This window comes from Bifidobacterium sp. ESL0769, from assembly GCF_029395495.1.
In the GTDB taxonomy this organism is placed as follows: domain Bacteria; phylum Actinomycetota; class Actinomycetes; order Actinomycetales; family Bifidobacteriaceae; genus Bifidobacterium.
In genome coordinates, this window is the sequence record NZ_CP113918.1 from 1961207 (window position 1) to 1986936 (window position 25730).

Genomic DNA, 25730 nt, shown 5'->3' on the forward strand with positions numbered 1-25730 from the left:
CTTTTGGTTCAAACGTTACATGGGTTGGTTTCCATGGTGTTTGTTGGTTCGACGGACGCGTTTCTTGCCACGTAGCAGGCGCAGGGATTCGGCGATGGCCTCGCGCGTTTGCTCGGGGTCGATCATCGCGTCGATCTGGCCGGTTTCCAACGAAAGGTTCGCGTTCAGGGTCTCGCTTTCATACTGGTCGATATATTGCTGGCGCAACGCTTCGACGTCCTGCCCGCGTTCCTTGGCCTTGTGCAGGTCCTTGCGATGGATGATATTGACGGCACCGGCCGCACCCAAAACCGCAATCTGGCTGGAAGGCCAGGCGTAATTGACATCCGCGCCGATCGCCTTGGAACCCATGACGATGTAGGCGCCTCCGAAGGCCTTGCGCAGCACGACCGAGACCATCGGCACCTGCGCGTTGGCATAGGCGTAAATGACCTTGGCGCCGCGACGGATGATGCCCGCGTGTTCCTGGTCGCTGCCGGGCTTGTAGCCGGGGGTGTCAACCAAGGTGACCACAGGCAAGTTGAACGCGTCGCAAAGACGGACGAACCGGGCGATCTTCTCGCTGGAATCGACGTCAAGAATGCCGGCCTGCTCATTGGGCTGGTTGGCGACAATACCGACCGGATGGCCTTCGATGCAGGCGAAACCGACCACGGCGCACTTGGCGTAAAGCTCCTGCACCTGCACGAATTCGCCGTAGTCGACGATGCAGCGGATGACCTCGTTGATGTCATAGGGCTGACGGTCGTTGTCGGGAACGATGGTGCCCAGACGCTCGGCCGTGGAACGGTCGGAGCGGGTGGCCGCGTAAGCGTAGACCGGCGGTTTGTCATCTGAGCTGGAAGGCAGGTAAGCGAGTACCGTACGCGCGTAATCAATGGCGTCGGCTTCGTCTTCACCGAGGTAGTGGGCTACGCCGGAGACGGTGTTGTGCACCTTGCCGCCGCCAAGATCCTCCATGGAAATCGTCTCGCCGGTGACCGACTTGACTACGTCGGGGCCGGTGACGAACATGTTGGAATTCTGACGGGTCATGATGATCAGATCGGTGAGCGCCGGGCAATAGACTGCGCCGCCCGCGCAAGGGCCGAGAATCAGCGAAAGCTGCGGTATAAAGCCGCTGGCCTCGCAGGTCTTGCGGAAGATATGGCCGTATTGGGTCAACGCTTCCACACCTTCCTGAATGCGTGCGCCGCCGGAATCGATCAGCGCGACGACCGGAATCTTCAGGTCAAGAGCCATATCCATCAGGTGGCAAATCTTCTCGCCTTCGGCGTGGCCGAGCGTGCCGCCGCGCACGGAGAAGTCCTGCGCGTAGACAGCGACCTTGCGGCCGTAGACATCGCCGAAACCGGTGATGACCGCGGAGCCGGCGACCCCCTTGTTGATGTTGCCGCCGGAGAAGCGGCCGATCTCCTGGAAGGTGCCGGTGTCGAAGAGCAGGTCGAGGCGCTCGCGGGCGGTGAATTTGCCCTTGGCGCTTTGGCGGGCGTGAGCGTGGTTTTCGGCGTCACGAGCCAGTTCGGCAGCACGGGCGACGGAAGCGCGGATGGGCTGCTGGTCGAGGGGCTTATCGCTGGACATGGCCTTTTCGACGGCCGTGGTGGTCATGATGTCGGTCATCAGCGCTCGCCTTCCTTCTCGGTGTCAGCGACTGGTGTTGCAGGCGCGGCACTTGCGGCGGAATCCGCGGCAGAAGCGGTATCGGTTACCTTATTACTATCGTTACCAGCGTTATCCGTAGTATCCGAAACATCGTTCGCACCGGACTTCTCACGGCTCGCAGCTCCGTCCACGTCAATCTTCATCAATGTGGTGCCGGCGTCGACGGAATCGGATGGGCCAACGAAAATCTTCTGCACGGTGCCGTTGACAGGCGCGTAGACGTAGTTCTCCATTTTCATGCTCTCGAGCACGGCCAGCAGGTCGCCCTTGTTGACGCTCTGGCCTTCGGCCACGTTGACGCGGGTGACGATGGCCTGCATTGGGGAATCGATGACGCCGGACTTGCCGTCGTTGACCTTCGCACGCTCTTCGACGGCACCCGAGGAGGAACCACGCAGCGGCTGGGTTGGACGCCGGGTTCCACGGGCGCGGGCCGAACCGGTGAGGTTGTCGACGATATCACGCGGAACGGTAAGCTTGACACGCTTGTTGTCAACCTCGATGACGAAGGAATCGGTCTCCTGCTTCTTCGGCTTCTCCTCGCCTCCCGAAAGCGAAGCGGGCTGGCCGCTGTCGGCGGTGTTCGGCTTGCGGTTCAGGTACTTGCGCTCAAGCCACTTGGTGTAAACGGAGAAGGGATGATCCTCGGCGGTGAATTCCGGGTCGTTGAAAATCGTTTCAAAGAGCGACTTCGGCGTAGGTACGCCTTCCAGCCTGAATTCCTTCAACGCACGGCGCACGCGGGCGACGGCGGTGGGCCGGTCCTGCGCGGTGACGACGAGCTTGCCCATCATCGAATCGAACTTCGGGGAGACCACGTCGCCGACCTTCACACCGGAATCGATGCGGATGCCGGGGCCACTGGGCCAATCCAACCGGGTCAAGGTGCCACCGGACGGGGTGAGGTTCTTGTCCGGGTCCTCGCTGGTGATGCGCAGTTCAAAGGCGTGGCCGTGGCTTTCGGGAGCCTGGGTCAGCTCCTCGCCGTTGGCGATATTGATCTGCTCGCGCACCAAGTCGAGACCAGAGACCTGCTCGGAGACGGTGTGCTCGACCTGCAAGCGCGGGTTGACCTCGAGGAAGTAGACCTTGTGCTGCTGGGTGACCATGAATTCGCAGGTGCCAAGGCCGACGTAATCGACGGCGCTGAACAGGCTGCGGGAGTAACGCTCGAGCTGTTCCTTCTCATCGTCAGTCAGGAACGGAGCCGGGGCCTCCTCGATAAGCTTCTGGTTGCGACGCTGCACGGTGCAGTCACGCGTGGAATAGACAGTGAAATTACCGTGGCTGTCGCGGCCTGACTGCGTCTCGACGTGACGGGCCTTATCGATGAACAGCTCGACGAAGTACTCGTTGAGGTCGCCGCCTTCCAGAGCGTCATGGTTCATATAGAAGCTGCGCAGCTCGTCGTCGTTGTGCACGAGCGTAATGCCTTTACCGCCCCCGCCGTCGGTGCGCTTCATCATCACCGGATAGCCGTTAATCTGGGCAAACGTCAGCAGCTCGCGCATGTTGCTGACCGGCTCGGAAAGTCCGGGCACCGGTGGCACGTGAGCACGCTTGGCCACACGGCGGGCGGTGATCTTGTCACCGAGATCGGTCAACGCCGTCGGGCTCGGGCCAATCCACGTCGCGCCGGCTTTAATCACCTTGTCGGCGAACGAAGCGATTTCGGAAAGGTAACCGTACCCCGGATGAACCGCATCCGCGCCGCTACGGTGCAGCACGTCGATAATCAAGTCCTCGTCCATATAGGAACGGTAGGAATCTCCATGCAGCAGATAGGCTTCGTCGGCCATCTCTACATATTGTGCATCTCTATCCTGCTCGGCGTAGATCGCTACGGTTTCAATCCCCATTTCGTGGGCCGTGCGAATGACCCTCAACGCGATTTCGCCGCGGTTCGCCACCAGCAGTTTATTGACATTTTTGACCATAAGTTCCAACCTATCGCCTATCCCCCACCTATGAAACCACGCAAATCGACAAAATCGCCCGACCGCTTTTGTAGGTTTGCACAAAGCGCCTTTGCTTTAGGCCAGCACGCCAACGTCCCCGGTTTTGACGACATGAGGAGCACCGTGCGCGTCCTGAATCGTCAGCGAGGCATCGGAATTGAGCGATATGGCCTTGCCGGTAAGCGTCGAGCCATCGGTGAATTTCGCTTCGACCTCGCGGCCCAGCGTCCAGCATTTGGCTCGAGTCTCTTCCAGCAATCTCGGCAGCCCGTTTTGCGGGTCAGTGACGAGAGCGGCAAGGCGGCGTTTCAACGACGTGGCCAGACGTGCGGCGACCATGTCGCGCATCGTCGGCGGATCAGGCAACGGAGCATAAAGCAGCTGCAGAGAAGTGGAAATCGGGGTGGGCAGACTTTCCGCGGCGATGTCGAGGTTGATGCCGATGCCGAACATCACACCGACGGCGAGCTCGCTGGTGTCATCGGAATTTGACACCGAAGACACCGGCGTAATCTTTCCGTCGCCACGTTGTTCCTGAAGTATCGAAGAAAGTTGGGATTGCAGCACTGCCAGGCGGTTCAACCCCTCCGGCAATTGCACAAGCTCGGCGAGGATGCCACCGAGTTTGTGACCGTTGTAGAAAATGTCGTTCGGCCACTTGAGCTCAAGGCCGTGCGCGGGATCAAGCGGCTTGGCACCGCACTTTGCCAGCGCATCGTTCAAAGCGTCAAGCGTGGCAAGTCCGGCGATAATCGTGAACCATCCGTTGTAATGAGAATCGGTCACCAGACGTTTCGGCAACGCGGTGATATAAGTAACAAGGAACGAAGCACCGCCGGCTTTGTCGCTCCACTGCCGGCCGAGGCGCCCGTGGCCTGCAGTCTGCGCATCGGCGCACATCGCAGCCATTCGCGGCTGGCCATGTGCGTCAACAACGCGAAGCTCCCCGCTTGCCAACATCTTCCGCCCGAGAATATTGGTGGAATCGAGCGCGGCAAACGCCATCAACTCGTCCACAGCTTCGGTCGTTTCCGGCATTTGCGGCTTGCTTGCCCGAGCCTTCCGTGCGAAATCGGAATATCGCTTTTCGACTTGCTCGACGCGCCGCGCTATCGAGGAATCAGTCTCATTATCCATATCCATGCACCCCACTGTATGCGTAACTTCGACGTTTCGCCTTGTCCATTCGCACAACTCGGCAGATAGGTTTTTTAAGAATGGTGGAATATCTAAATTTCCCAAAACCTATCTGCCGAGTTGTGCGGAATCGTCCTCTCACAGGCGAGGTTGAGTGAAGACGATAGAATGCCGGTTATGAGCAATCCCAACCCTGCGAACGCAGCCAGCCGCCAAGATGACGGCAAAACGTATTTGCAGGGAGTTGAGAATGCTCGATTTTCTGGCGACACACTTTCGACAACGGATACAGCCACTACGGACACGGGCTCCAACAACGGCAGCATTGATTGTGCAACCAATAATAAGGTCGCTCCAACACAAGCTGTCGTTTCAGCAAAGACAGCAGCGCCAACGCATTTCGGTAAATTGTTCGTGTTTTTGCGCTGGGCGCTCGCGGTGGCGGCGTGCCTGTGGATCGCGCTGTGCACTTCACTGGGGCCACTCTACCGGCAATACGAGTTCAACCCCGCGGTTGCCACAATCCGAGCGTTCTCATGGAACAATGCGGCCATCTTTGCCTTTACCTTCGCCGTCTGCCTGCTTGTCATCATCGAACTCGTCCGTTTCGGGCGCGGGCAGTTGCTGATTCCCTATGATTTCGGCATTCGAGCAAAATACAAGGCTTGGCGCGAACGTCGGCAGACCCGTAAGCCAGTAATCGCAAATAAGAAAACCGGCAACACCGATAAACCAGATACTTCTTCCGCTAACGCGTCGCCTAGCGAGACTTTCACCGAAAACGATGCAAAATTAGACAACAGGATCTGGCTACGCACCAGAATCTGGCGACGCATACGGCGCATGGCTTCAAGCATCCGTTCCGGGGCGCATCGCGGCATCATGTTCATCACCGATAAATGGTGGAAAATCGCGCTTATCCTCATCATCGGCTGGCTCTGGATCCCCATCACACTGGTGGCGGCGTTCGGCGCGGATATTCGCAGCCAGTTCCGTGAATTCAGCTGGGCCTGGAACCAATGGACCGGCCTGAAACAGCCATATATCGGCTTCTTCTCCTTCGTTCCGATGGACATCTACCCCACCGCGCACTATCTGTGGCCGAGCAAACCCACCTATCTGACCGACCAACACAACATCGTGCTCACGCTCATCTACGGCGGTGCGGGAACGATTTCGCGCTATTTCACCGGTGCGAACGACTGGGGCATCGCTGTGCTTGCTTCAGGCCAGCTACTGTTCGCCGCGTTCTGCCTGGCCGCCACCGCAAACCGCTTCTTCAATCACCCCTGGCTCAAGCCGCGCAGAAAACTGATTGAATTCCTCTCAGCCCCGACGCCAAAAAAGGACCGCCCCGCTTTAGCGCTGCAGAAAGCCGACGCCGCGAGATTCGTCGGCCCTCTCCCCCGTTTCTTCATCCTCCTGCTTTTCCTGGTCTGCCCGTTGGTGCTGTTTTCGACGATAAGCCTGACGAAATCCCCACTGTTCGCCTTCGCGTTCGTCTGGTGGTTCGGAGTGGGCTACGAAATACTTTGCACCGCTAAATTCCCCGCGCCGTCCTACGACAGAATCGTTCTGCACCTGCGCAAACGCACATTCATCGCGCTGGTTCTTTCGACCATAGTCATGATGATTTCGGCAAAATATGCGCTCTATATCATCCTTTTCGAGCTGATCATTGCTCTAATCGCCGACCACAAACGTTGGAAAACCTACCTTATCGGCATACTGCTGCCGGTCATTCTCTTCCAAGGCGCGGTCGGTCTGGCCGCACGAGACGGTGCCATCATCAACGGCGACCCCATCGAAAGTCACGGCGTCCAGCTGCAGCAAATCGCACGCGTCGCCGTGCTCAACCCAAGCGGGATTCCGCAGGACGCCAGAAACAAACTCTCCTCGATCTTCAACCTCGACCAGATGGCGGAAGCCTATTTCCAGCAGGACGCCGACCCGGTGAAATCGTCAGGAATCCAGACGAAACGGGTCAGCTACCGCTGGCGCACCGTTACCAAAGCGGATATGAAGAATTTCAACGCCGCATGGCTAGAAATAGTCAAGGCCAATCCGCGCATATCTCTGGACGCTTTGCTGGCCAAAAGCTACGGTTATTTCGACATCATGGATCCGCCGTATATCGACATGACCTATTACGTCGTTTACGCAGGCAACGGGAACTTCACCGATTGGATCGGAAACTGGTGCGCCGACTGGCGAAAATCCGTCACCACTTTCGTGAAAAACTGGAGTTCGAAACCCGTGCTTGGCTGGCTCATCCACGGCAATACCTACGTCATCATCACACTGCTTTTGGGCGCGGCAGAAGTCATTCTGCGACGTTGGAAAACGCTGGCCACGCACCTCCCGCTGCTACTTCTGATGGGTGTTATGGTTACTTCGCCGGCCAATAATTTCGAACGCCACATGCTTCCGCTGGTCTTCGTGCTGGGATTTGTGCTCCTCACGTTTTGGCAGGATTCGCGGACGCAGCGCACGCAGGCCCGTCTGCAAAGAGCCGAGGATTCCTCACGTACGTTAAACAAGGCAGATAAACCAGACAAGCACATGGCTTCCAGCTTCTCCGATGAACCGAATATCAGTGTCACTGGTAGCCACGAAGTCGCTGGACTAGAATCATAAGTATGAGCATGCACGACAACGACAACAAAGGTACAGAATCGGCACAGCCAGCCGATTTTCTGAGCCTTGCCGAAGGAGCGGCCGATATCGCGCACCAAGAAAAAACAAGTGGTCAAAGACTTGCCGATGGTGAAAACCAGACACGGCGTATCACCGTCATTGCCGATACGCACGACAACAAAAAAGATGCCGAGCAGACGAAAATCTTCGAAAAACTAGGCAGCCAGGAAAACCTTGAGTCCATCGCCTTCGAGTGCCTGGCCAATGGGATTCACGACAAACGCGTCGTTTCGCTGTTGCACGTGCTGGGTTGGCCGGAAACGTTCAGCTGCTTCGCGGTCGGGGGCGCTGCCGCACTCACTTTTGAAACAGCAAAATCCATCATTGTCAAAGGCGCCCACGACCTCGGCAGCCAATTTTGTCTGGTCGGGCGCAGCAACGGATTGACCATCGGCCTTGTCGTGGTCCAAAGCGCGGCAACGCCGGAAGTAACCTGCACAGCGGTGATGAAGGCATTCGACGTGCAACAACCCGTGTGCCTTGGACCGACTCGGCGTAACGCAACTGGAGCCACGCGAACATTGGGCGCTGTGCTTTCCGCGTTCCACGTGATGCCGGCGATTCACCCACTGCCCAGGCCTGCCCGAGCGGCCGACATGCTGCCCGAACGTGCGCTGGTCGGCGACATCGATGCCATCGATGAGCTTTATCAGACCGTCTATCAGAGTCTCAAAAGCGAGAACGAAAACGACCCGACACTTCAGACCGTTTCCGCGTTCCTCACCTACGGCGGATCGCTTGATGCCACGGGCAAGGCCTTGAACGTGCATCCGAACACCGTACGCTACCGCATCAAGCGCGCCGCCGACGCCACCGGCTGGGACGCTAACGACCCGCGCGATGCCTACGTGCTGCGCACCGCCATCACCATCGGCGCCATCCGAGATTCCGAAAGCCACCTTAACTCCTGAAATCTGTATATTTAAAGCCGCGGAACCGGACCCAGCGAATGGCGTTGGATGACTTCGGCGGGAATAAGGCCGGCACCGTGAGCGTTGGCAGCGAATGTGGTCTCGAGCCCTTCTCCGAGCAAACGCAAGGTCTCGCGCATCGAAGCCGTGCCAAGCCCCTCGAAATCGGGGCGCACCGTCGTCAGCGGCGGCCACATATCGTTGACACCGGTCATGTCGTCGAAACCGACCACGCTCACATCCTGAGGAATACGCAAGCCATGCTCGTGCAGGGCACGGGTGACGCCGATCGCCTGCGCATCGTTGGCGGTGACGATGACGGTGGGCTTCTCAGCGCCGACCGAACCGAGACTTTCCAGCTCGTGGTTCATGCGCGCATAGGCCTCGGAGGAATCCCAGGAATTGCACTGAATCTCACGGGATTCGATGTGATATTGGGTGGCCGCCTTGCGCCAACCGAGCAAACGCGTCACAGCATCGCGCCATTGCACCGGACCGACGAAATAAAGTGCGGAACGGTGCCCGAACCGGGCAATCAGGCGCGCCACCTCATGCATTGCACCCCACTGGTCGATACCAACCAAAGCCGTGCGACCGCGGCCTTCGGCATCCATCAGCCCGCCCGCCCGGCTCATCGAAAGATTGCCGTGTGTGGAGGTAATCAGGACGCGCGGCTCGGGAAGCTTGGTGCGACAGGCCGCCGAAAACATGATATCCGTCGGGGTCAGAAAGATGAAAGCGTCAACGTTCTGTTCCTCGAACGTGCGGCACAGGTTCTCGAACTCACTTTGCGTGCAGCGCGCCTCGTGTACCATGGAGACCATAAGGAAAAGTCCGTGACGGCGCACAATGGTTTCAATGGCACCTATCGCCGAAATCGGGCCGAGGAAATTGAGACCGCCGGCGATGAGGCCGATGGTGCGGGAACGGTGAGAAGCCAGTGTTCTCGCGGAATTGCTGGGGCGATAGCCAAGCACGTCGATGGCATGCTGGACGCGGGTGCGGGTGGCGTCGGAGACTTCGGAGGAATGGTTGATGACGCGCGAAACCGTCTGGTGGCTGACCCCCGCCATTTTGGCTACTTCGAACATTGACGGCCGCTTGCCCGAATTGCGTTGAGCGCTCATTCCTGCCTCCTCTTGCCAGTTCGCGTGCGTTACGCGAAACACACTCCATAGTGAACGTTCACAAGTCTACTCGACCTTGCCTATCGAGGAGGTTTCGGCTCACTTCGCATGTCCTGCTCCAAGCCTTTAGCTATTGGGCCAACGGGACAGAAGCACTTAGACCAAGTGCCAACTGACGCGATGGAGCGAAGTCGGACCATACTTGGCGATAGCGGCACGATGGGCAGCGGAACCGTAGCCCTTGTTGTGCTGCCACTGGTAAGGCGCGTAGTTCGGGTTGCCTTGCGCCAGTGCGACCATCAGCCGGTCTCGCGTCACTTTGGCAATGACCGAAGCGGTAGAAACCAGCGCACAGCTCTGGTCAGCCTTCACCTTGGTGGTCACGTTCGGCAGAATGGGAACTGCAGGCGCGTCAAACGTCCCAGCAGCCTTTGAAATATAGTCATTCGGCCCATCCAAAATCGCACCGACGCGAAGCTGACCTGAGTCGATTTTGAGTTCACGCTCGACCTCGTTGACCGCACGCAGGGACGCGATGCCCAAAGCGTAGGAAATGCCCCACTCGTCGATTTCCTTGTTGCTGGCCTGGCCGACCGCACTAGCCGCGCACCATGAACGCAGGCCCTCGAACATCGCTTCGCGCTTGTGTTCCGTCAACAGTTTGGAATCGGCCACGCCGTCAGGCACATCGAGCCCATCCAGATCGCGAGCCCACACTGCGGCGGCGCCCACCATCACCGGGCCGGCGAGCGCACCGCGCCCCACTTCGTCAAACCCGACAATCAAATCGAAACCTCGCCCAGCCAGCTCGCGTTCCAAATCCAGAGTCGGCGCGACGAAATGGTGAACAGCACGACTTTGCTTCTTAGTAACCGCGCTTTGAGATTCCGGAGTCGCTTTGACGCCCATATACGTTGCCTTTCAGCGATTTTCCATTACTACAACGAGGATACTCCATCATGCCTGAGCCATCTCAAAATCCCATAACGTAATACATAACTATACAGTGACATCATCAGCAGCGAAACCGATATCAAACGCTTATAATCCTATGATTTCGGCACGCCCGGGACAGCGGAGAAAACCTCATGATACGACTTGACAGCCTTGAAATGGCTGAACGGCCAGAAAGTGAACATCGCGACCCCGCTGATGTTGGCCATCGGTACCAACCCGCCGTTGCCGTCGTCGGCATGGTAACGCGAATCGGCAGAATTGGCGCGGTTGTCGCCCATCACGAAAACATTGCCGGCGGTCACCTTGATCTTAAACGCAAAATTGCTGGGCTCGGTGCCGGGCTTGATGTACGAAGTCTCGTCAATCGCCACGCCGTTGACGGTAACCGGCGATCCGCTGCCCTTACACGCCACTACGTCGCCGGGCATGCCGATCAACCTCTTGATAAGGTCGTCGGAGCCGTGGTTGTCAGTTCCGGCGAGCCAGTGCGCTGGGTCTTTGAAAACGATGACATCGCCACGTTTGAGCTTGTTCATCGGCCGCGCGAGACGGTTGGTGACCAGGCGATCGCCGATTTGGATGGTGTCTTCCATGGAGCCGGAAGGAATCTCATAAACGCCGATGATAAATACCCGCAGCAGCACCAAGACCAGCACGAACACCGCAAACGGCACCACAAAGCTCAAGAGATCGTGGAATGTATAGCTCTCAGATTCCGGGTCAGCATGTTCCGGATTGGCGTAAAGATTGCGCGGCTTGGGCTCTTGGCTTACCCCGTAATCCGCGACCGCGATGATATGCGAATCCGTCTCGCGCCGCTTATCATCACGCGTATCGTCTCCCGCCATCCGGGCCTCCCGCCATATTCATATCCCTGCCGCCCCAAACGGCAATCCAACGATAACTGAAAACCATCATAGTATGCAGCACCGTACAGAGATGTCATGCATTACGACATATGCGACCGAATCACTGAATAAAGCAAAACGGCGGCCGGAATTGAATCCCGACTGCCGTATAGCACATAGCGTTTAGGCTTGCATTCACGCCTTGGCGCTGTTGTCCTGACGCTCGGTGATACGAGCGGCCTTGCCACGCAGGGCACGCAGGTAGTAGAGCTTGGCGCGACGAACGCGGCCGTGACGCAGTACCTTGATGGAATCGATCGACGGGGAGTGCAGCGGGAAGCGGCGCTCAACGCCGCAACCGAAGCTGACCTTGCGGACGATGAACGTCTCGCGCAGGCCCGCGCCCGAACGCGCGATCACCACGCCGGTGAACGCCTGAAGACGGGAGTTGTTACCTTCCTGAATCTTGACGTTGACCTCGACGGTGTCGCCGGGACGGAACTCCGGGATAGAATCCGAGGACTTCATGTGCTTGGCATCAAATGCCTCAATAGCGTTAACCATTGTTTCACCTGTCGCTGCCGCATATCAGCGTACATGTCAGGGGCGGCGCCGCACTTTCGTGCCCAGCGGCTGATGGAGCCGAACGCGCCCACTATCGTATTCCGCCGAAACCCGGCGGAATGTTGCCGATTCGCCATAGCAGTTGCATCCGAACCAACAGAAGCAACCACAAGGCTGAACCCAGATGAAGAAGCGAACCCATGCGGCAGCCCGCCTCTTGGCATAACAAACTTTTATTTTAGCGAAATACGGCGACACTTGCGCAAACACCTGCACCACAAACCGAAACGATAAATATAATGGATATTTTCTCGAAACAAACCAATTTGACAAGCCGCGTCGAGGCCCTTATTTTAGGGGCGGTAATAATTTTCGTGCACGGCACACCGAGTCGAAGGAGGTGGGGATCATGGCTGACGATCTTCCTAGTAGTATCAACGATCTGCATCATTTGTGCAGCTGTGCGCAACCTCATCTCGACACGATGACTCGGCGCTGGATGTAAATCTCACCTTCTGTTTTTAGCCCGTCACGCTACGAGCGTAAGACAGCGTGAAACGATTCTTCCAACACGCAGATGATTCCGCTTTCGAGATTCCATTTCAATTCAATCAACGTATCTATAGCGCCGCAAACCCACGGATATCGCAGGATATAACGGCATCAAGGATTTACGATTCACAACTGAAAGTCTGCACCTGACCGCTTCAAACCGGAGTGGCAATTGCAGGAATCGTAAATTTCTGATGCTTGCTATGCTGCTGTCTGTCATTTGATTTTTAAAGCCACTCAGCTTCGACCCGAAATCCCGATAAACGCTGCAACCGCAACAAAACTTCCACTGGAAATTCGCGAGCGCCACGATACACCGTTCATGAGGAATCATCATGACCAACTTCTCCTTCAATTTCAACCGCGCCGCGCCTGCAACATCTGACGCGGGCCGCAACACCAGCTTCACCAAGCGCGTGGTCTCGGACTGTGTAGTGGCCGTCGGCATCCTCGCCATCTTCGGCCTGATCGCCTGGGTCCTACCCGCCATCAACGCGCCGGTAGGGCCGAAAGGCATCCCCTCCACCGTCTCTACCGACCCTCGCAACCTGCCCTACTACGCGCTGCGCTCCGTCTTCCGCATGGCCATCGCCCTGTTCTTCTCGCTGGTGTTCACCTTCGTCTACGGACTGGCGGCGGCCCGCTCGCGTCGGCTCGGCAAGGTGCTCATCCCGCTGCTCGACATCCTGCAGTCCGTGCCGATTCTGGGCTTCCTCTCAGCGACCGTGACCATCTGGCTCGCACTCTTCCCCGGCTCGATGATGGGCGTGGAGGCCGCGTCGATTTTCGCCATCTTCACCTCGCAGGCCTGGAACATGACCTTCTCCTTCTACCGTTCGCTTGAAAGCGAACCCAAGGAACTCGACGAGGCAGCACGCAATCTCCGGCTTTCGCACTGGCAGCGCTTCTGGGTGCTTGACGTACCCAATTCCATGATTCCGCTCTTGTGGAACATGATGATGAGTGTCGGCGGCGGCTGGTTCTTCCTGACCGCCTCCGAGATGATTTCGGTCAACAACCGCACCTACGCGCTGCCCGGCATCGGCAGCTACGTCGAGGCCGCGGCCAAAGAGGAAAATCCCGGCAAGATCGGCTGGGCCATTTTGACCATGGTCATCGTCGTGCTCGCCATCGATCTTCTCGTCTGGAAGCCGCTCACCGCGTGGGCCGAAAAGTTCCGCATCACGCAAAGCGAGTCGAGCGAACCCAAGCGTAGCGCCGTTCTGACGCTCATCCGTCAATCGCATATCGACGATTTCATCGCCCGCCTCTTCCGCCCAATTGGCGAATTTTTGAATTGGATCACCCGACCGCTCGGCCGCACCGGCTCGAAGTGGGGCACCAAGCCTAACCGTCGTCGCGCAGGTGACGTCGTATTCGGCGTCATCGTTGGCATCGCTGTCATCGCCGGGGCCGCGGAGCTGATCGTCACCATCATGAAAACGACAGGCTTGGGCGAGCTCGGACGAGCCTTCGGACTCGGTGGCATCACCTTCCTGCGCGTGGCACTGCTGACGGTGGTCTGCTCGGTAATCTGGGTGCCGCTCGGAGCCATCATCGGCATGAACCCGAAGATCTCACGCCTCGTCCAGCCGCTGGTACAGGTGTTGGCAAGCTTCCCCGCCAATTTCATCTTCCCGTTTGTGGTCATGGTCTTCGTCGCCTGCGGCATCGACATCAACTGGGGCTCGATCCTCCTGATGGCACTGGGCACGCAATGGTACATCCTCTTCAACGTCATCGCCGGCGCGTCCGCCATTCCCGACGACCTCGTAGAAATGACCAAGAACTTCCACATCACCGGATGGATGAAATGGAAAACGCTCATCCTCCCGGCGGTCTTCGGCTCGTGGGTCACCGGCGGCATCACCGCTGCGGGCGGCGCTTGGAACGCCTCCATCGTCTCGGAAATCGTCAGCTATGGCCGCCACACGCTCGTCGCCAAAGGTCTCGGTTCCTATATCGCCGAAGCCACCGCACATGCCGAGGGTATGAAGACCATCATCGGCGTGGCCGTCATGGCCATCTTCGTGGTCGCCGTCAACCGCCTCTTCTGGAACCCACTGCAGCGCCTCGCCGACCGCCGTTTCGTCGTCGGATGAAACCCATCATCATCTATCAATATCGAAATATCTCAATACCGAATTAAAGGAAGTCACGATGAACTTCAACAAGCTTTACAAGACCGTCGCCAGCGGTACGGAAACCGGAACCGCCGCTACAACCCGCACCCGTGGCCGTCACAATCCGAAATATGCCGACCTTGACGCCAACGGCACCCACACCGTCATCGAGGCCAGCCACATCAGCCAGAGCTTCACCTCTGAAAAAGGCAATGAGACCACCGTCCTCGACGATATCTCCTTCAACCTTCATGAAGGCGAAATCGTTGCCATCCTGGGCCGCAGCGGCGCCGGCAAGTCCACCTTCCTGCGCATTCTGGCCGGGCTCATCCAGCCGACCAGCGGCAAGGTCTCCTACCGCGGCAAGGAACTCGACGGGCCGAACCCCGGGGTCGCACTCGTCTTCCAGACTTTTGCGCTTATGCCCTGGCTTACCGTCGAAGACAACGTCGAGCTCGGACTCGAGGCACGCGGGGTGCCGCGCGAGGAACGCCACAAGCGCGCGCTCGAGGCCATCGACGCCATTGGTCTTGACGGCTTCGAATCCGCCTACCCGAAGGAACTTTCCGGCGGCATGAAGCAGCGCATCGGCATCGCTCGCGCACTCGTGCTACGCCCGGATGCCCTGTTTATGGATGAGCCGTTCAGCGCGCTTGATGTGCTCACTGCAGAAAACCTGCGTCAGGAAGTGCTGAAACTTTGGAACAACAACCAAAGTGGTATCAAGTCCATTCTGATTGTCACGCACAACATCGAAGAGGCCGTGCAGATGGCTGACCGCGTGGTCGTGCTTGGATCGCACCCCGGCCATCTCATCGCGCAGGTTCCAGTCAACCTGCCGCGTCCGCGCGACAAGCACTCCCCCGAGTTCGAGGCGATGGTCGACAAGCTCTACGCTATCCTGACCGGCCAGGAATCGCAGCGCAGCCGCCAAATTGCCCAGAAGAAAGCCGAAAACGCTTCGGCTGCCACTTCGACTGAGGCACAGAACTCGGCAAAAGACAGCGCCCAGACGTCTTCATCCAAATCTGATAACGACAACAAATCAGCCAATTCAAGTAAATCGACCGATAGCCGAGGCAATGGCAAAGGTTCAGGCCAGACATCCGGCGCGGTCAATGACCATGCCGCCGCACAGGCCAAAGCCAACGAAAAGCTGACAGCGCACGAGAACGACACCAAGGTCAAAGACAACAACGCACGCACCGAGCTGCTACCAAACGCCACTCCCGGCGGGCTTGCCGGCCTGCTCGACGTGGTCTCGAATTATCAAGGCGGAGTAGACCTCGCAGACCTTGCGGCTGACCTCTCCTTCGAAGTCGACGACCTCTTCCCGCTCATTGACGCCGGCACGATGCTGGGGCTCTTGACCGTCAACAACGGCCATTGCACCATCACCCGCGAAGGCGACCGTTGGTGCCACGCCGACGTGCTCGAGGCCAAGAAGCTCTTCGCCCAGCTCATCATGGACCACGCCCCGCTGGTACGCACCATCGACCGGGCGCTGCGCAACCACCCGGACCGCGGCCTGCGCGGCGAGCTGATCCTCGATCTGTTGCGTAGCCAGCACACCGATGAGGAGGCGCAGCAACAGTTCGACATTGCCGTGACCTGGGGCCGCTACGGTGAGCTCTTCGACTACGACGCCGACGACGACCAGCTCACCCTGGACGAGGCCAACAAGTAGACCATCTAGTTGTCGGCCAGTCACTCGCCAACTGAGAACTATCAACCACTGGCCGCACGAAACCAGTGAGAAAAGCACCAAAATCGGTCCAAAAAAGCGCTTTTCTCACTGAAATGAACCACTACTGAGAAGAAAAGCACCTTTTGGGGCTAATTTTGGTGCTTTTCGCACTGGTTAGGCGGGTAGAAGAGCTATGAACACAGGCGTACTAGCGCCCGCCGAAGCTGCCACCGCCGGAACCGCCGTCCGAGCCGCCGAAGCTGCCACCGCCGCCGCCAAAACCACCGGCGGAGCTGAAGCTGCTGTCCATACTTGAGAAGCCGGAGCTCAACTGTCCGCCGAGGTCGGCAAGACTGCCGAGATTGAGGTCCACGTTCGAATAGCCCTGCACATCGTGGCTCGCCGGGTAGAGCGGCCAGTAAAGGAGACTCTCGGAAGCGTTGGAATCGAGCCAATTCCCATCGCCTAACTGCGGCCAAAGCTTAGTCATGTCGTCTGTCAGCTTGTCGCTGATGCCGAACGCGGTGGCGTAGATAAGGTACTGATCCCAAAGCTTCAGATCCTGCGGCTCGCTTCCCTTGAAATCGCCGAAATCAAGGAGATATTTGCGCAGACCGAGAAGCTGGGCGGCAAGCGTGTTGCCTTTGCCGGTCAGCATGACCTTCTGCAACAGCAATATCTCGACAATCAACACGAACGCCACGGGCAGGAAAATCCTCAGCATCCTGACGATATCGCCGTGCAAATACACCGCTTCAGGGCCGAAAAGCCTGATGGCGGTAAGTGGATTGCCCATAAAAATCATATAGAGATAGATGAAGCCAAGCACACCGGCCGCGAGCAGGATGCCCTCGAAGGCCGTATACACCGTCGACGTGCCGGTAAGCTTCATCGCGTGGTATTCGGCTTCCACCTTGTGATCGAAATTCGACTCGCGGCTGGCACCTTCCGACCAATTCGAGAGCTTATCGTGGACATCCTCGAAATCGAACACGTCGGAGCCGAGCCTCTGTCCCATCGCCTGCAAAAGCTTCATCAACGCAATCTCCGGGCTGGTGAGTGTACCGACCACCGAATCGTTTGAATTCGAGGCACAATCCGGCGCGTTTGTTACGCTCGGAGCGTTTGCCACGTTGGCCGCATTGTACGCGGCATTCGTCCCTTTTGTCCCTTTCGGCACCTCAACCAACAACACGATGGTGCTCGTCTTCTTGCGTCCGCCGATGCCGGTGGTCTTCCTGACGGTGTCGACCAAGCCTCCTTTCTGCTTGCCGAGCCTCTTGTCGAGCGGTTCCTTTCGACTCGGGTCGCTGCTGTGCCGAGCGTAGGGTTTGCCGATCACTCCGACAGGCTGCCCGTCGAATTCACCGGCCGCGCCACGCCGCATCCGATCGCCGATCTCTTCATCGGTGACATGGGCCCAGTCAATGCCCGCGTACCATTGGGATTCGCCCGGATAGATGGCGATGGCCTTCTTGCTTTGTAAAGAGAGCATGGTCGCGGCAAGCTGGCGCGAATCAAGCTTCCAATCGCCTTGGGCCCCTTGCATTTCGTCAAGGAATTGGGCCGCCGCACTTGCACTGATCTTCGGAATGTCGCGATAATAGTCGACCGGCCCGTGATAGCTGCCCTTGCGATTGGTATAGACCACGAACGCCACGCCGACGATCATAACGACGACTTCGAGGATAATGAACGGCAGATAAATGTCACAATGCTCCCGAGGCTCCTGCGGGGAGTTGATGTCGGAGGATTTCTCTTCGTCGCGTTCTTGGTCAATCACCTTCTGTTTTTGCGTGCCATGAAGGCGATGCCGCACCTGGCCCATGACCGACGAAGGGTATATCGTCACCAAATCGATATGTCTGCCCGGCACGACCTGGTAGGCATCGGCCGAAAGCGTGCCGTCAGGATTGGGATAGACCGAACCGTTGCCATCGTAATGCAACCATTCCTTGGTGTCATTTTCCTCGACCCCATTGGGGAACGTGACGGTGGCATCGAAATTCCGAATCGGCGCGCCGTTGGTCTTGCCCACCGGCTCCCATTTGAGGTAGGCCACGTCATCGTAGACCTGCACCACGTCCTTGAAGGTCATGTCGATATCGAATTTTATCGAACTTGCGTAATCTGTAGAAGGTATATTCCATCCGATTTCGATAGTGTCTTTATCACCGGCTTGCGTACCCGCCGTCGCACCGGTCTTGTTACCTGCAGTTGCGCCCGACGTAGCGGCCGAACCAAGCGATTGTACATATTGGTCGTCGTTCATCGCGACCGGAAGATAGGGCGTGTGGTCAGTACCCTTCTCACCACCGACATCCTCCGCGTACCACTGGTTGGCATGGCTTTTATCCCAATTGGGATCGGTGATGTCGCCGCTGGTGCCGTGCGCATACTCCTGCCCGTTGCTTGCATTTTTCACGGATACGTCGATGATGTCGCTTAAAGGACCTTTCGCTCTGTCGGTACGGTTGAGCGTATAGCGCTGATAGAGCTGACGCCACGGCTTGGTCTTGTTGCCCTTGCCCTGCCGCGCGTTAAGCTCCATATCGATGTGCTCAACCACACGCAAATCGCCGTTAGGCAACACTTTCACGTCATCGTCAAGCGAATTATAGATCAGGTCGCCCTTCATCGCGTTGAAATCCGACCGATACGGAACATATGGCTGCACGCGCGATCCACAGGCCACCGCAAACAGCGCAACCATGGCCGTAAGTACCAAAGCCGCGAACAATACCTTGGCAATCCGCTTTGGATTGAGGCTCTTCCCGTTCATCGTTATCTCTTCCGCGCTTTTCTCATGATTTCGACAATACCTAATATATCGTGATATAAAAATATGCGCGACATCAACAGCAACATTGTCTTATTGCATAAACACAATCGCCGATTACGCCGGAAATATTACATACCTCAAAATCACCAGAATCAAACTAACGACCAACGCGCATACTTATGCTTTGGCCATTAAAGGTACCATGGTTTACCAACGGACGGCGGACACCATAAAATCTCTAATCAGTTGCAGATCTCTAGATTTTCACCTTTCGAAACCACGTCGCGCCTAGTTTCAGAACTTGACCTGCGGGACCTGCTTTTCGGCCTCGGGAACCTGGAAATACTGGGCCTGATTGAAGTGGAACATACCGGCGATGATATTCGACGGGAAAGTTTCGATGCTGGTGTTGAGCTTCTGGACGACGTCGTTGTAGAACTGACGGGCGTAGGCAATTTTCTGCTCGAGATCAGAGAGCTGCTCCTGCAACTGCAGGAAATTCTGGTTGGCTTTGAGGTCGGGATAGGCTTCGGCGGTGGCCTGCAGGGCCATCAAGGCGTTGCTCAGAGTCGATTCGGCCTGGGCTCTGTCAGCAGCTGTGGCGGAAGTGCTGCCGGCCGCCTTGACAGCATTGGCGCGCGCCTCGGTCACGTTCTGGAAGACCTGCGATTCGTGGGTCGCATATCCTTTGACGGTCTCGACCAGATTCGGCACCAGATCGGTGCGCCGCTTGAGCTGCACGTCAATCTGCGAGAAACCATTCTGCACACGGTTGCGCAGCGTGACCAGATGGTTATACGCCACCACGCCCCACACCACAATGATGACGACGATGGCCAATATGACCAGCAATACGGTTGTAGTCACACTCATATATTCTCTCTTCTCATCTTGGAATCATCCGAAATCAGAGTCTCTCGGACCCACTTTGTACGATTCGCCCGATTCCGGTCGGTTAAACGATATTATTCCACACTCACACGATACTGATATTTGACATCTCATGACAGCAAGCGTCGCTGACCACGCAGCTAACGACAGTTCATGTAAACAGTGAGAAAAGCACCTTTTCAAAGCATTTTTAGCGCTTTTCTCACTGGTTATGGCAGCAGAGGGCAAATATATGCGACACTCACCGACCGCCGAACGAACCACCACCGGAACCACCGCCAGAGCCTCCGAAGCTACCGCCACCGCCTCCGCCAGCGCTGATGCCAAAGCCGCCTCCGGAACCGTCGTCGGAACCGTCACCATTGTTCGAGAAGGCCGAGATTCTGGAACACGTAGCCTGAATATCCGAAAAACCGGAAGCGAATTGCGAACCCAGATCACCGAGCCCACTGCCATATGCTGTGTTCGCCGCATCAGCGAAGCCGATAGAGTACCGATACGTCAGCGAATCATTAGAATCGTCGCTGAACTGGACGTTTTGAGGCACCTCAGTGAAAGCCTTCGAAAGCTCTTTGACCAACCGTTTGCTGATACCGAACGCGGTCGCGTATACCAGATATCTGTCCCACAAGACCAGGTCCGGAATGTCACGATTCACGAAATTGCTGAAATCCTCCAGATATTTCCTGAACCCGAGAATCCATGCCGCAGCCTGTTGGCCAGAACCGATGAGTTCCTGATTCTGCATCAGCGAAATCGCCAAAACGAAGAAGAACATCAGCGGGATGCCGAACATCACCATCCAAGCGATACCTCCATAGACCACCAAAGCGAGGTTGCCGATGAAAGCGACGACAACCAGCGCCACCGTGATGGCAGTGAAGAGAAGATATTGCCATTGGAATCCAGTCACTTGCATCTGATCGAACTCGGCGTCGGCGGCATCGTCAAAGCGCTGCTTTGCGGCAATGCCACCACTCCATTCCTTTATACAATCGTTGAGCTGCGACAGATCGAAGACCTTCGCACCAAGTTGCACAGCAGCACTGGTCAGGAAGTCAAGCAACGCGCGTTCGGAACCAGCCAATTCGGGCTGAGCCGAGCTGTCCGCGTACGCCAATGGAAGAATCTTGACGACGCCCGTGGCTTTCCCGGAACGAGGATGATTTTGGTCTTTGACCGCCGCATCGATCTGCTGGGCGCTGGCCGCGGTCATATCGATGCCCTCATACCATTGCATCCTACCGGGGTAAAGGGCGATGAGTTTCTTGCTGGCCAGTGAAAGCAAGGTCGCCGACATACGACGCGAACGCATGGCGTGATTGCCCATCGGCTCAAGCACACCCATCAATTTCGCGGCCGCGGCAGGGCTGATCGGAGGTATATCGCGGAAATAATCCACAGTTCCACGGTAACGAATCTTCCGGTTGTTGTATATCACCATGGCAACGGCCACCGCCATGGCAACCAACGCGAGCGCCACCGCGCCTTTCAGCTCATCGTCACGTTTCTGCAACTGACGCTGATAGTTCTCGGCCTCAATCCGCTCATCGTTCAAAACCATGTCTTTCATGTCGATGTTGTCAGGCAGCTTCACCAAAGGCTGCTTCATTCCCTGCACGCCGAACATCGACACCAAATCCACATGCTGATGAGCCTTTACGTATTTTGCGGAAAAATCGACGCCGTGGTTGGCGCTTTTATGCACGCTGCCGTTACCATCGTAATGCAGCCACTGCCAGGTCTGGCCACTTGCGGCACTCTTGGGAAGCGAAACATGGCCTTGAAGAGAATCAATGGGAATCTCGTTGTCATCGCCCACAGGTTCCCATTGCATATAAGAGACGTCGTCATAGACCGATACCACACCCTTGAAGGTCATGGAAATATCGAATCGCAGACTGTCCGCACTTTCGGTGGCAGGAATATTCCAGCCTATTTCGACAGTATGCCCGCTGGCGTCATCTTGGGCTTTGTTGTCATTGGCTGCCGGGTCATCGGCGGCGGTTTCGCCCTTGGCCGCCGGGGCATAGTCACGGTCATTATCGGAAGTATCCATGGCGTACCACGTGCCCGCGTAATCGTCGTCCCAACTGTCGTCATCCAACGCCTTGGTCGATTTGGCGGTACCGAGCCGGTAGGTCTTGCCATGGCTGATGTCTTTGACGGACACATCGATGATTGCCGTGAGTTTGGTATCATTGATCTTGTATTGCTGGAACAGTTGCCTCCAAGGCTTGCCATTTGGCCGCTGGTTGAGCTTCATGTCGATGTGCTCGGTGAATCGCAAGTCCCCATCCGTAGATACCGACGCATCATATTTCAAAGAACGATACGACATATCCTGCCGGAACGTACCGCCTTGCGCCGCACCCCATATGACGCCCAAGGCCAGCACCAGCGTAACCACCAAGGATATGGCAACAGCTCTCGCCACTCTTCTCAAACTCAGCATTGCCCAACCCGTCCATCTCGAAGGCGTTTTACCGCTTTCAGAAAACTATCAATCTTAGATAATCATTGCTATCAAATAATACCTGTCAGCCGTCTATACACCAAAAGGCCAATCGTATATCAGACGGGCCGGCGTTTTCATTACGAATTGCACGTTACCGAAAAACACCCCATCTGCAGCTTCATCCATCTCGTGAAAACCAGCAAAGAATTCCCCAAAGCGCTTCGGACCAATGCAGCAGACGCTCAGCGCCCGCCGAAGCTGCCGCCGCCGGAACCGCCACCCGAACCGCCGAAGCTGCCGCCGGCGCCACCACCCGAACCGATCGAAATGGCGAACGAGGATTCCAAAGTATCCATGCCGTTGCTGATGCCGGCAGCCAGATCGCTGAATTGAGCGGTCAACGACGAATCGGAGCCCAACCCCGTTGAAGCGCCAAGATCGTATGGATACCAATACCAATAACGCAAGGAATCATCGCTCTCATCACCGAGCCATGAGAACAACCCACCGAAGCGTTGCATCTGATGATCGGATAACCCCAATGCGTTGGCATAAATGTAATACTCGTCGAACTTGTCCGACGACAACGCAGTGAGAGGGGCTGACGCAGCGGTTGAGGCTGTGCCTGAAGACGCAGCATTCGAGGCCGTTTCTGAAACGTTCGAGGCCGTGCCTGAAGGCACAGTGAAAGTGGAACTCGAGGCCGGGACAGAAACGGCAGGAGAAGACGCCGCCGAGGATACTACCGATGCCGAAACCGAAGCTGAATCCCGATCTGAAACCTTCCGTTCACTGCCGTCAACGTTGTCACCGCCGCTCGAAAGATACGCCTTAAAGCCCAGCATCGGCGTGACCAGCCGCATCCCCCTGCGAGTGAGCCCGCGATATCGCAGTAATTTAAACAGAAGGATGAGCAGGAAAATCACCGGTGCACCGAGCAGCAGCGAAACTCCCCACTGCCCATGCAGCTGATCGCAGACATGCCCGTAATCGTCGGTACCGGTGCCGATCTTGCTGAACGCAAGCCCTTGAGCCCACAGCGCCCCCACTACTCCGGCGGTCACAATCGCCGCGGCAGCCGCAAAGCCGAGCAACAGCGGGGTGACCACCCAAAGTTTCAGATATTCGTAATCGGCGGTCCAGTTGAAGACGGTTTGCAGCCATTCGACCTTCCACCAGCCGTCCAACTCATGGGCAACAGTACGAAAATCGAAAATCGGAGTGTCCAGTTTCAGTGACATAGCCTTCAGCAAATTAAGCAATGCCCGTTCGGTAGCGGTGAGACTGTGAATCTGGTCAACATTTTCGGCAAACGCGGCCGGCAACAACACCACCGTAGAAGTCGGTTTGCCGTGCTTCTTATATTCCGCGGCTTCGGCGAGAATTTCCTGCTCCGCCTCCTTGCCCTCGGCGACTCCTCGAGCCTTGGCACGCTTAACATATGCTTCATCTCGCGATTCCTCGATTTCCCTTTCCGCCTTTTCGCTCTCACTTTCTTCAGACGGCTGGAACGCGACATCACCTCTTTCCTGCGCCTCGCTCACTTCACGAAGCCGCTGCGAAATCTCTTCGTCGCTGGCTCGCGAAAGATCGATTCCGCGGAACCACTTTGCTTGGCCTGGATAGACCGAAATGACGCCTTTGGCGACCAACGAAAGCAACGTGGAACTCATCTGGCGAGATCGATAATCGTGGGAATATTCGCCCCAATCGAGAAAGTCACTGAACTTCGCGGCGCATGCAGGTGTCATGTCGGGGATGGCCTGCGACTGTGGCACCTGTTCCAGGGATTTCACGGTTTTTCTCTGTCCGGCTTTCTTCTGAGCGGCTTTCTTCCAACGTCTCGAACCCGCCTTGGCATGGCTGGGACGTTGTTCCTCCGGATAGTAAGCCCGCCAATTGGTAACGATCACGGCAAGCAACGCGAACAGCAGCACCGCGCCTTCGTCGATTACATATTGCAGAATCACCTTGCGACGCATGGCAACATCCACTCCGGCATTCTGCCGCTCCGCACGTTCGCGCCTGATCACCGCGTCCTTGCCGTCTTTTTTGATGCGATACGCCACGCTTTTATTCATTGACGAGGCCGAAAACATCGAGACAAGATCTATATGCTCGCTCGAAGGCACGTTTTGCGCCTGCATCGTCAGTTCCCGGCTTCCAGACTTGACGACAGAACCTTTGCCCGCATAATGCATCCATTGCCGGGTATCCGCGCTGTTCACGCCTTTGGGCAGGGTGACCTTCGCATGGAAATCGTCAACCGGCACGCCGTTGGTGTCACCAAGCGGCTCCCACTTGAAGTAGGCGACGTCGTTGTAGACCTTCACCACATCCTTGAATGTCATGGAGATATCGAATTTGAGGCTTTCCGCCGAACGCGTTGCGGGGATATTCCAACCGATTTCCACCGTGTCGCCGGACTTGCCCATACTCGCCGACGCGCCGTTTTCATCGAGCAATGGGCTCAACGCGGCCTGCGCTTGAGGTCCTTCCGCACCGCTTTTCTTCGCCGGGTTCAATTCCGCCATTTTCTGCCCGTATTGGCTGTCGTTCATATTGGCCGGAAGGTATTCGTCACCTTCATTATCGTTCGCGGAGGCCAAAGCGGTCGCATACCATTGACCCGCATATCTCATGTTCCAATTGAGATTGTCAAGATCACGCGTGGCCATACTGCTGCCATGCCGGTACCTCTGCCCAGTCGAAACATTGGTGACCGACACGTCGGTGATAGCGCTGAGCACACCGTCACTGTTCGCACCATGGTGAAGCGTATAGCGTTGGAACACCTGCCGCCATAATTTGCCGCCGGCACGCTTGCCCAATTTCATATCGACATGTTCGGTGATTCGTAGGTCGCCGTCGGGCCGCACCGTAGCATCATAGTCAAGGGAACGATAGGTCATATCGGCACGGTGAAAACCGATATCACCGGACTGAAAACCGCAGAAAGCGAAAAACACGATGACGACGGCCGTGCCGACCAGCGCCGATACAGCGGCCCTGCCAATCCGTCCAGGATTCAGACCTTGACCCAGCTTCATGGATTCCCCTCACCCAATACCACGAATGCACCAACACCGTGCCATCCGCAGCGTCTCTTCGTGGCCTCCATACTATCAAGCCGAAAGTACGCACGAGGTAAGCCACTGCGCCGAAAAGCACCTTTTCAAGCCATTTTTCGTGCTTTTCGTCGCATTAGCCCACAAAACCAGTGAGAAAAGCACTAAAAAGTGGCCATAAGGATGCTTTTCTCACTGAAATGGATCTTGACTGAGGCGAAAAGCACCTTTCCCGAGGCATTTCGGTGCTTTTCGCACTGGTTTCGCGCGATCTTCTTATACACCACAACAAAATGGGCACCCGT

15 protein-coding genes are annotated in these 25730 nt (G+C 56.9%); 4 read left to right on the forward strand and 11 right to left on the reverse strand.

Annotated elements, in window-relative coordinates; translation table 11 throughout:
* Positions 1–15: 15 nt before the first annotated feature.
* From OZX72_RS07700 to OZX72_RS07710, 3 genes are all read right to left on the reverse strand, one after another.
* Positions 16–1623: an acyl-CoA carboxylase subunit beta gene (locus tag OZX72_RS07700; RefSeq protein WP_277158118.1), complete on the reverse strand. Its 1608-nt coding sequence runs from the start codon at positions 1621–1623 to the stop codon at positions 16–18.
* Positions 1623–3602 carry a biotin carboxylase N-terminal domain-containing protein gene (locus tag OZX72_RS07705; protein WP_277158119.1) on the reverse strand — a complete coding sequence of 660 codons (1980 nt, stop codon included), beginning with the start codon at positions 3600–3602 and terminating at the stop codon, positions 1623–1625. The genes OZX72_RS07700 and OZX72_RS07705 overlap by 1 nt, the downstream gene beginning before the upstream one ends.
* A 96-nt stretch (positions 3603–3698) precedes the next feature.
* Positions 3699–4766, reverse strand: coding sequence for a biotin--[acetyl-CoA-carboxylase] ligase (locus OZX72_RS07710; protein ID WP_277158120.1), 1068 nt, complete (start codon positions 4764–4766; stop codon positions 3699–3701).
* A gap of 171 nt (positions 4767–4937) precedes the next feature.
* Between OZX72_RS07710 and OZX72_RS07715 the strand changes: the two genes are divergently transcribed.
* Together OZX72_RS07715 and OZX72_RS07720 are read left to right on the forward strand one after the other, a co-directional pair.
* Positions 4938–7397, forward strand: coding sequence for a DUF6020 family protein (locus OZX72_RS07715; RefSeq protein ID WP_277158121.1), 2460 nt, complete (start codon positions 4938–4940; stop codon positions 7395–7397).
* Positions 7398–7399: 2 nt separating this feature from the next.
* Positions 7400–8368: a helix-turn-helix domain-containing protein gene (locus OZX72_RS07720; protein ID WP_277158122.1), complete on the forward strand. Its 969-nt coding sequence runs from the start codon at positions 7400–7402 to the stop codon at positions 8366–8368.
* An 11-nt stretch (positions 8369–8379) separates the two neighbouring features.
* On the opposite strand, the gene OZX72_RS07725 is transcribed toward OZX72_RS07720, so the two are convergent.
* The 4 genes from OZX72_RS07725 to rplS all read right to left on the reverse strand — a co-directional run bounded on the left by OZX72_RS07725 (position 8380) and on the right by rplS (position 11864).
* On the reverse strand, positions 8380–9495 hold the full coding sequence (locus OZX72_RS07725) for a LacI family DNA-binding transcriptional regulator (protein ID WP_277158123.1): 1116 nt from the start codon (positions 9493–9495) through the stop codon (positions 8380–8382).
* A 156-nt stretch (positions 9496–9651) separates the two neighbouring features.
* On the reverse strand, positions 9652–10404 hold the full coding sequence (locus tag OZX72_RS07730; RefSeq protein ID WP_277158124.1) for a ribonuclease HII: 753 nt from the start codon (positions 10402–10404) through the stop codon (positions 9652–9654).
* A gap of 140 nt (positions 10405–10544) precedes the next feature.
* Complete coding sequence (lepB, locus tag OZX72_RS07735) at positions 10545–11300, reverse strand: signal peptidase I (RefSeq protein WP_277158125.1); 756 nt, start codon at positions 11298–11300, stop codon at positions 10545–10547.
* Positions 11301–11495: 195 nt separating this feature from the next.
* Complete coding sequence (rplS, locus tag OZX72_RS07740) at positions 11496–11864, reverse strand: 50S ribosomal protein L19 (RefSeq protein ID WP_277158126.1); 369 nt, start codon at positions 11862–11864, stop codon at positions 11496–11498.
* Between the two features lie 887 nt (positions 11865–12751).
* On the opposite strand from rplS, the gene OZX72_RS07745 reads away from it, so the two are divergent.
* A complete protein-coding gene (locus OZX72_RS07745) occupies positions 12752–14518 on the forward strand; it encodes an ABC transporter permease subunit (RefSeq protein WP_277158127.1) in 1767 nt (588 codons plus the stop codon).
* Positions 14519–14576: 58 nt separating this feature from the next.
* Positions 14577–16226, forward strand: a complete 1650-nt coding sequence (locus OZX72_RS07750; protein ID WP_277158128.1) for a nitrate/sulfonate/bicarbonate ABC transporter ATP-binding protein — start codon at positions 14577–14579, stop codon at positions 16224–16226.
* A 208-nt stretch (positions 16227–16434) separates the two neighbouring features.
* Here OZX72_RS07750 and OZX72_RS07755 read toward each other — a convergent pair whose 3' ends face one another.
* The 4 genes from OZX72_RS07755 to OZX72_RS07770 all read right to left on the reverse strand — a co-directional run bounded on the left by OZX72_RS07755 (position 16435) and on the right by OZX72_RS07770 (position 25407).
* The gene (locus OZX72_RS07755) at positions 16435–19008 is read right to left on the reverse strand and encodes a DUF2207 domain-containing protein (RefSeq protein WP_277158129.1); all 2574 of its coding nucleotides are present in this window, start codon (positions 19006–19008) and stop codon (positions 16435–16437) included.
* Between the two features lie 294 nt (positions 19009–19302).
* Positions 19303–19881, reverse strand: coding sequence for a LemA family protein (locus OZX72_RS07760; protein WP_277158130.1), 579 nt, complete (start codon positions 19879–19881; stop codon positions 19303–19305).
* Between the two features lie 259 nt (positions 19882–20140).
* Complete coding sequence (locus OZX72_RS07765) at positions 20141–22336, reverse strand: DUF2207 domain-containing protein (protein WP_277158131.1); 2196 nt, start codon at positions 22334–22336, stop codon at positions 20141–20143.
* Between the two features lie 263 nt (positions 22337–22599).
* Positions 22600–25407 (reverse strand): DUF2207 domain-containing protein, encoded by a 2808-nt coding sequence (locus OZX72_RS07770; RefSeq protein ID WP_277158132.1) that lies wholly within the window; start codon positions 25405–25407, stop codon positions 22600–22602.
* Between the last annotated feature and the right edge of the window lie 323 nt (positions 25408–25730).

Coding starts and splice junctions, on each gene's coding strand:
- OZX72_RS07725 (WP_277158123.1), bottom strand. CDS start 9,495: ATGAGCGCTCAACGCAATTCGGGCAAGCGGCCGTCAATGTTCGAAGTA.
- OZX72_RS07715 (WP_277158121.1), top strand. CDS start 4,938: ATGAGCAATCCCAACCCTGCGAACGCAGCCAGCCGCCAAGATGACGGC.
- OZX72_RS07700 (WP_277158118.1), bottom strand. CDS start 1,623: ATGACCGACATCATGACCACCACGGCCGTCGAAAAGGCCATGTCCAGC.
- rplS (WP_277158126.1), bottom strand. CDS start 11,864: ATGGTTAACGCTATTGAGGCATTTGATGCCAAGCACATGAAGTCCTCG.
- OZX72_RS07705 (WP_277158119.1), bottom strand. CDS start 3,602: ATGGTCAAAAATGTCAATAAACTGCTGGTGGCGAACCGCGGCGAAATC.
- OZX72_RS07710 (WP_277158120.1), bottom strand. CDS start 4,766: ATGGATATGGATAATGAGACTGATTCCTCGATAGCGCGGCGCGTCGAG.
- OZX72_RS07760 (WP_277158130.1), bottom strand. CDS start 19,881: ATGAGTGTGACTACAACCGTATTGCTGGTCATATTGGCCATCGTCGTC.
- OZX72_RS07730 (WP_277158124.1), bottom strand. CDS start 10,404: ATGGGCGTCAAAGCGACTCCGGAATCTCAAAGCGCGGTTACTAAGAAG.
- OZX72_RS07750 (WP_277158128.1), top strand. CDS start 14,577: ATGAACTTCAACAAGCTTTACAAGACCGTCGCCAGCGGTACGGAAACC.
- OZX72_RS07745 (WP_277158127.1), top strand. CDS start 12,752: ATGACCAACTTCTCCTTCAATTTCAACCGCGCCGCGCCTGCAACATCT.
- lepB (WP_277158125.1), bottom strand. CDS start 11,300: ATGGCGGGAGACGATACGCGTGATGATAAGCGGCGCGAGACGGATTCG.
- OZX72_RS07755 (WP_277158129.1), bottom strand. CDS start 19,008: ATGAACGGGAAGAGCCTCAATCCAAAGCGGATTGCCAAGGTATTGTTC.
- OZX72_RS07770 (WP_277158132.1), bottom strand. CDS start 25,407: ATGAAGCTGGGTCAAGGTCTGAATCCTGGACGGATTGGCAGGGCCGCT.
- OZX72_RS07720 (WP_277158122.1), top strand. CDS start 7,400: ATGAGCATGCACGACAACGACAACAAAGGTACAGAATCGGCACAGCCA.